This is a genomic window from Bellilinea sp., from assembly GCF_034432615.1.
Lineage (GTDB): Bacteria > Chloroflexota > Anaerolineae > Anaerolineales > Anaerolineaceae > Bellilinea.
The window spans coordinates 1-7,625 of record NZ_DAOUBL010000196.1 but is presented as its reverse complement, the minus strand read 5'-3'; the positions used below and the strand labels follow the sequence as shown (position 1 = coordinate 7,625).

Here is a 7,625-nt window from a genome sequence, read left to right as displayed (position 1 = left end):
CCCGGCATATTTTTCGATAATCTCACGGCTGCCGTCCGTCGAGCCGCCGTCCAACACCAGATATTCAATGTGCGGGTAGGTTTGCTCCAGCACCGAACGAATGGCCTGCTCCAGAAAAGCAGCCTGATTGAAAGAAGGGGTAACAATTGAAACGAGGGGGGCGCTCATTCAAAAAGCGATTCGTATTCCACTTTGGGAAAAACAGTCAGTTTTCCACCGATGGTGGCATCCAGCACTCGCCGACCGGCGGATTCGTAAGCAGCGCGCGCCATGCGGTAAGCGCGTTCGGAGGTTTCCAGATCCGGCAGCTGCCAGCGGAAGCCCTTGCCAAAATAGCCTGGGTGAAAATGATTGGGGTCATCTCCCTGCGAAACGACGGTGGTATTGGGCTTACCCTGCGTGGTAAAGTTGTGATCCACCCCGATTAAAATCACCGTTTCAAAGCCAAGGTAGAATGCCACCTGCAGCGCCACATAGGTAACGGTGGCTCCTTCCCACACCCGGCCGGTCAGGTCGCGGGCAAATTTCGGGCCGGTGTAGGTGGTGTAGAGAAAGTAGAGGTTCTCATCCGGCTGCAGCCAGCGGCGCGCCCGCCACGAAACAAAGCGCGGCATCTTCAGCGCTTGAATCTCCTCCGCACACTGCTCAATGACCAGATCATTAATCGAAAGGTAATAACTGGTCTCAAATCCCATCTGCGCAAAAGCCAGATAAATGCGGTTAAGCCCGATGGTAAATTCATTTTTCAGCCGGGTCAGGTCGGTTTTTGCCAGACTGGGGCCATTGCCCAAAATGAAGCAACGTTTGCCGCGCTGGCTGTCTTTGAGCGCTGGCAGGCGGCGGATGGTTTCCCGCCGCCATGGATGACCATAGGCCTGCGGCAGGTCGCCCAGCCGTGCCGTGCCGTCGCGCGCCTCGCGCAGCAGGTTAACCGCCCCCGGCGGCAATATTTTTTTGAGCGTTTCGCGCCATCCGCTCATTCGGTGCTTAACCTCGCCGTGGCGCCGCCGTCCACAATTAACGCCTGACCGGTCATAAACGACGACTGGGTATCATCAGCCAAAAAGTAAATGGCGTGGGCAATTTCTTCGGGCTTGCCGATGCGCCCATTGACCGTCTTGCGTGCCAGATTTTCCAGGCGGTCATAAATCGTTTCGCCGCCGACATGCCCGCGGTTCAAACCGGCGCGCAGCATTGGCGTATCCACCGCACCCGGTAAAATGGCATTGACGCGAATGTTATCCGGGGCAAACTCAATTGCCATGGCGCGCGTCAGCGCCAGCAGACCGCCCTTGCTGGCCGCGTAGGCGGCAATGTTGGCGGAAGTGGCTACCGCATGGACAGAGGAAACATTGACGATTGCCCCGCCGCCGGCCGCTTTGAGCAGTGGATAGGCCAGTTTAGCGCCCAGAAAAACCGATCGCAGGTTCGAAGCCATGACCGCGTCCCATTCTTCGGCAGTGGTTTCAATCAGCGGTTTGGCAATTTGCAGGGCAGCGTTGTGAATGACGGCATTCAACTGACCGGTGTAGGCGCGGGTTTTTTCGTAGATGCCTTCCAGTTGAGCCGGCTCAGAAATATCGGCCTGGATGAACAACCCGTTCGACGGAAAACCCTCGCCGAACGCCTGCCGGTCCACACCAATCACCCGCCAGCCGCACCCGGCGAACAGGCCGACCGTGGCGCGCCCAATTCCACCGGCTGCGCCGGTAATCAATACAATTCGGTTTTCAATCTTCTCGGACATATTCTAATTGTACCCAATCTATCCTGGTGGAGTCCTTGCGAAAATAAACCGGATGTTTGTTGAGGAGAGCCACCGTGTAATCCTCTTTGAGATATTTTTCTGCAATATCGCGGGTGCTGTGATGAATATCCACTACCACATCCGGTTTCAGTGTGGCAATCGAATATTGATAATTGAACTTGATATGCCCGGGGCGCAATTCTCGCCAGTCCGCGTCCGGCGGTACCTGAATGCCGCCGCGGGCAATCACCGGGTCGCTCTTCCCAAGCATATCAATGCAGGTGCGGTGGGAGAAGTAACAGATATTGCCCGCCGCAATCACGGCAACTTTCGCCGAAGGCTGTGTAATCTGACGGATGATCAACCCATCGCGGGTATACCGCTCATTGCCCGGCACATAAATCGAACGGTCCAACAGCAGGAAGAAGCGCAATTCGCCTTCTCTGGCTTTGAGCAGGCTGGAAACAATCCCATAATTGCCGGGCATGCGGTTCCACAGCAGCATACTGAACGCAATGAACAGCCCCAAACCAACCGGCATCAGGCGGGTTAACCAGCCTGATGCAGCCGGAATGCGTTTTTGCAGAAAGGAACGGATTCGATCGTACCATTCCCACACCGCCAGGGAAAACAGCACAAAGAAAGCCGGCATGCCCAGCGCCACAAAGCGGTTGGCGCCGCCACGGTGTTCCCAGGCATCCCCGCCAACATAAATACTGTAAGCCACCTGTGCCAGAAAGACCAGCGCCACCAGCAATACTTTGCGATCTCGTCGGGACAGAAAAAGCGTAAACGGCAAAACCAGCAGTGAGGTGTACATGCCGCGTACAAAATTCCAGGTAACCTGCAACCCACGCCGGACCCGCGCCCACAACGGCAATCCTTCCACTTTGAGGATATAGGTATTTGGTACCCACTCGCCGTAATACAGTTTGCGCGCTACGGTCTGCCCGCCCACAAACAGCAACAGAAACAACCCGCCCTCAATTAAGTGACGGCGGCGGTTGGCGCGGTCAAACCACACCAGCAGCCCCCACAGGGTCAGGTAAGTGACGGCCGCATCCACCCGCACCAGCGTGGCCAGCCCCATCAACACGTACAGCCAGCGCGAAAATTGCCCGCTCTCCAGCGTTCGCAGGGTGAGATACATAGAAAGGTTAACCATCCACAGCAACAGGCTGACCTCCAACCCCAGCAGTGACCAGTTGCTCAGCGGGTAGTAGAAAGCCGTCAACAGCACCGCCAGCAGCACCACCCGCGATTGTCCCCCGCTCACCTGAGCCGCAACGCGCCGCAGCACCAGCAGGCTGGCAACGAAAAACACCCCGCCGCTGATCTGAATGGCCAGACTCGTCCAGTTTTCCGGGATTGGCAGCAGGTGAAACAGCGCCATAAAAATCACCCACAGCGGATTGCTGAAACCCTCCACCCGTTCACCGCCCGGGTTCCACACCAGCCCATAGCCCTGTGCCAGATTGCGCGCATAGGTCATCGAAATCATCATGTCATCGAACAGCGCTGAATACGGAACGCCATCCACCCAAAAGATGGTCTTGACGATAAACACAGCAGCATACAGCACATAAACCGTCAAAATCAAAACAAACAGATTGCGCTCCAGTTTTTGACTCATGCTCAAGTTCTCACCCCTGATTCTCGCTCAGCCGTTTTTTCCATTCATCCAATCCGCTCACATCCAGCCCCAAACCATCCAGCAAATTTCGGATGGTGTTCCAGTGAACCCACTCCCACGCCGCCGGACTGGAATTGGAATTATGCGCCGCCAGCATGACATTATCCATCTTCAACAGCGGAGAATCCAGCGGCAGCGGCTCCACCTCAAACACATCCAGGGCTGCCCCTGCCAGCCGTCCCTCTTGCAGGGCGGCAACCAAGGCAGATTCATCCACCACCGGCCCGCGCGCCGTGTTAATCAGCACCGCGCCGGGTTTGACCCATCTCAGTGATTCGCTGTTGATCAAATGGTAACTGGTCGGGTTCAAATCACAGTTCAGGCTGATGAAATCGGAGCGTGCCAGTAAATCTCGCAGCGTGGTCATCTCCACCCCGTTTTCCAGCACAAAATCCGGAGCAATCGGCACAATATCGTTGCCCAGCAGGCGCATCCCAAATGCCCGCGCGCGGCGCAGCACGGCCTTGCCCACATTGCCAACCCCCACCACCCCCAGCGTGCATTCGCTGAGCGAACGTCCCGGCAATTTTTGCCACTGTCCGGCTTTCATGGCGCGGTCCATCCACGGCAATTGCCGGGCAAACGCCAGAATGTAACCCAGCACACTATCCGAAACCGGCAGGGTAAACGCATTCGGCGTATTCCGCACCTGAATCCCCAGCCGGGCGGCTGCCTGTCGGTCAATCGAGTCAATCCCCGTTCCCCATTTGGAAATCACCTTCAGGCGGGGGGCACATGCTTGCAGCACCCGCTCGGTGTAACGATCATCCCCGCAGATGGTGGCATCGAACTGACCGGCGTAAGTCAGAATTTCCTCTTCCGAGAGGCGTTCATGCACCTGCGGTACAATCAGCGCCAGCCGGTAATCCTCAAAAAGCGGACGGAAGCGTTCCACCACCGGAAGCAGGTATGGTGCGGAAAGCAGTACCGTGTACATCAGCCCTCCCCCCTGCCTTCGGTCTGCAGCCGCTGGCGCATCAGTAAATCTGCCAGGATGAAATCGAATTCTTCGTCAATATCCCGCGCTTCCAGCGGGTCTATCTCGAACAGATAGGGGCGCTCGCCGATCCGGTTGCGGCGCTGAACCAGGGTTTGGCGGGTGAACAGGTAAATACAGGAATTTTCCTCATAGACGGGCGGTAAATCCTGCGTGCGCAAAAGAATGGCCGGGTTATGGTTGATGGGACGCGCCAACCCGTCCCACAGGCGGGTTTGCAGGCGGGTGACCGAAAAGAGCGAATCATACGCCGGGTAATGGCTCAGGAAGGTCTGGATCGCCTGTGAAACCGTCTGCCGGCGCAGCAGCGGATTGGTGGAGTGGGTTTGCAGGTAAAAATCTGCCTCCACCTGGGATGTATCGTGCATCAAAATCTCATTCATCGGCACCGTATCTGCCGTCAGGTGGGCGGGGCGTTCCAGCAAAATCACCTGCGGAAAATCGCGGGCAATCCCTTCCATCAGCACCGGAGAGTCGGTATCCACCACCACCCGGCTGATTTCCGGCGTTTGCAGCAAAGTGTCGAGAATGTGGTGAAAGAGCGGTTTACCCGCCAGCGGGCGGTAATTCTTGCCCGGCACCCGCACCGAATGATGGCGCATCGGCACCAGTGCGACAATTTGGGGAGTTGCGTTCATGATTTCACCTCACCGGACCATTGCAAATAAATCATTCGCCGCCTTCTTTGTATTGAATTGGCTGGACATCCCGCCGGGCGGTTTGTCCATTAGGGATTTCGCTTAAATTCGGGTAGTAAAAGGTCTGCTTGAGCTGCCAGGTGAGCGGCCCGGACTGGCGATAGCCCTGATAGGTGCCCCAAAACTGCATCAGCCGAAACCGGACGATATTGGCCCATTCTCTTCCCAGCAGTCCCTCGGCAGCCGCGGCGCGCCAGTCGCTCCACACATTGCTGACCCACAGACGCACAAAGTCCGTAAAACGGAAGTGCTCCTGCGGGTAAATCTGCTTGAAAGCCATCCCCTCACGCCGGTAGCGGTTATAAATGCCGCGCCAGGTTTCCTGATGGACGTGAACAACCTCCGCCTCGGCCACATAAGCCACGCCGTACCCCTGACTTTGTGCCCAGCGTGCCCACGCCAGATCTTCCAGACCGGTTAGCAGTTCATCATAGGCGTGCTGCTCCCACAAAGCACGGCGGATAGCAGCATTGGCATTGTTGCAAAACGGGTGCGCCTGCCGCCGGGTGGATTGGTCTGGAAACCAGCGGCGAAAAACCTGATGCTCCGAATATTGGGTGGTTTCGGCACCACGCTGCTTGCCGTAGGCAACCGCGATCTGCGGGTCTTCAAACGGTTCAATCAAGCGCTCCAGCCAGTCCGGATAAACCGGATAGACATGCGCCGAAGCCATCACCACCACATCGGCCCGCGCTTGAGCAATCCCAAGGTTCAGCGAGCGCCCAAAGGTAAATTCCTGCGGACGGATATGCACCACCTCAACCGGAAAACGGGAAGCAACCGCCAGCGTGGCGTCCGTCGAACCCGAATCCACCAGAATAATCTGCACCTCGCGGACGGTCTGCTGCAAGATACCGCTCAGCAGCCTGCCGATGTGTTTTTCCTCATTATAGGCGCGAATGACGATAGAGCAGCGTGCTTCCGCCATACCTCAGTCCTCCTCCGGCAGGTAGAAGGATTGGCTTTCCAGCACACCGCGCACAATGGTGGTCAGTGTTGCTGAAGATTCGGGCAAAAAGTCCCGCCAGGTGAGATTTTCTTTGAGGATGACAAAGCCGGGGTCAACATCCTCATCTAAAAATTGAGCAAATGGCAGCGATGCGCGGTATAGCTGATAATACAGGAATCGCCGCGCATTGTGCTGAAACTCAGGCGGAGCCGTGACCCGCTCGGCATTCAAAAATTCCTCCGCCATGCGCCGGAACTCCGCCGCAGAAGCGGGTAAAAAGACCGTCGGCAGGCGGGTGTAACGCGCCTGTCCGCCGCACAGCACCGCACTGCCCAGAATGGATGCCTCCAGCCCAATCGTCGAATTATAAACCATGACGAATTTAGACCGCTGAATCAACTCGTAAGAACTCAGGTACTCACGCGGCGGGATGAAGACCACATTGGGCAGCTCGCTGACCCGATTGGCTTCCGCCCAGCGGGTGACACTTTGACGGGCCTGCTTGCCGGGTCGGTCTTCGTCCGGGTGAGCGCGCAGTACAAACAGTGTTTCCGGGTGAGCGCGAATGATGCCCAGCACTTCCTCCAGCCACGCAAACATGTCCGTAAAAATCACATTGGCATGCATCTGGCTGGTATCGAAAATCACATTGGTAAACACCGGTACGACCTGACGGAAATTGGCTGCCTTTGCCAGCAAACCCTCATCCAGATGACGCATATCCTGCCAGAAGCGGATGCCCGCCATGCTGAACTGCCCCTGAAAACGCTTTTCAAGGTAACCATTCAGACGGGCTTCCTGCATTGGACTGAGTTCAAAATCGGCTGGTACATCAATCGGGTAAGCCGTGGCATGTCCGTGTGAGAAAAACGCGCTGAAGGGCTGCAAGCCCACTTCGTGGGTGACCACCGACAGTCCGCGCTGGAGCGCCACCTGACGCGCAACCGCCTCCGGAAAGGATACGCCGTTGAACACCACCACCCCGCGCGGCTGCACCTCATCCAGCAACCGGTTGAATTCCTGCGCTACCCGCGCCGCCGATAAAATGAATTGACGCAGCAAAAAACGCGTCTGCGCATCATCGTCCAGATCATGACGGCGCAGCGCCCAGCGCAGCGAGGGCAGCACCAGACTGCCCAGCGCCAGTCCTTTCCATTCAAAAACCATTAATTCAGCCAGCGAGAGCCCCGCCGTCTCCCGTTCAATTTCTCCGTCCGGCTGATAGTCAAACCAGCGCACCTGTGCAGAAGAGTAAAGCTGCTGCGATTGGCGGATACACGCCGCACACGGCGGCGGCTGATCGGCCGCCGTCAGGGCGCTGCCCAGCTGGCAACGTGTCATGCCGGCGCGGCAGACAAAATGCACCGCCGGCACACCTGCCATCCGCAGCGCCCAACCGCTCAGCAGTGTAAACGCCGCATTCAGGCTCATCCCGGCCAGCCGGCTGGAAACATTGAACAGCACCACCGGGCGAGAATCCACCGGCGGGGCGTGTTGTCCAATCTCGGCTGAAAGGCGGGCAATCGTGCGGCTGTTGCGGG

At 57.3% G+C, this 7,625-nt stretch carries 8 protein-coding genes; all 8 read right to left on the bottom strand.

All coding sequences use genetic code 11. The annotated features are described in order from the left end of the window. A partial coding sequence (locus tag VAE48_RS17520) for a glycosyltransferase (RefSeq protein WP_416181037.1) occupies window positions 1–168 on the bottom strand: 168 nt, incomplete at its 3' end. Further along, window positions 165–980: a 6-hydroxymethylpterin diphosphokinase MptE-like protein gene (locus VAE48_RS08910; protein ID WP_322792973.1), complete on the bottom strand. Its 816-nt coding sequence runs from the start codon at window positions 978–980 to the stop codon at window positions 165–167. The genes VAE48_RS17520 and VAE48_RS08910, both read right to left, overlap by 4 nt. Then, window positions 977–1,747 (bottom strand): SDR family oxidoreductase, encoded by a 771-nt coding sequence (locus VAE48_RS08905; RefSeq protein ID WP_322792972.1) that lies wholly within the window; start codon window positions 1,745–1,747, stop codon window positions 977–979. The genes VAE48_RS08910 and VAE48_RS08905 overlap by 4 nt, the downstream gene beginning before the upstream one ends. Then, on the bottom strand, window positions 1,731–3,380 hold the full coding sequence (locus tag VAE48_RS08900; RefSeq protein ID WP_322792971.1) for a hypothetical protein: 1,650 nt from the start codon (window positions 3,378–3,380) through the stop codon (window positions 1,731–1,733). Before VAE48_RS08900 ends, VAE48_RS08905 begins: the two co-directional genes overlap by 17 nt. 10 nt (window positions 3,381–3,390) lie before the next feature. Next, window positions 3,391–4,377 carry a phosphoglycerate dehydrogenase gene (locus VAE48_RS08895; RefSeq protein WP_322792970.1) on the bottom strand — a complete coding sequence of 329 codons (987 nt, stop codon included), beginning with the start codon at window positions 4,375–4,377 and terminating at the stop codon, window positions 3,391–3,393. After that, on the bottom strand, window positions 4,377–5,075 hold the full coding sequence (locus tag VAE48_RS08890; protein ID WP_322792969.1) for an acylneuraminate cytidylyltransferase family protein: 699 nt from the start codon (window positions 5,073–5,075) through the stop codon (window positions 4,377–4,379). The genes VAE48_RS08895 and VAE48_RS08890 overlap by 1 nt, the downstream gene beginning before the upstream one ends. 31 nt (window positions 5,076–5,106) lie before the next feature. Continuing rightward, window positions 5,107–6,063, bottom strand: coding sequence for a glycosyltransferase family 2 protein (locus VAE48_RS08885; protein WP_322792968.1), 957 nt, complete (start codon window positions 6,061–6,063; stop codon window positions 5,107–5,109). A 3-nt stretch (window positions 6,064–6,066) separates the two neighbouring features. After that, window positions 6,067–7,625, bottom strand: a 1,559-nt coding sequence (locus VAE48_RS08880; protein WP_322792967.1) for a hypothetical protein, incomplete at its 5' end; no start/stop codon positions are given.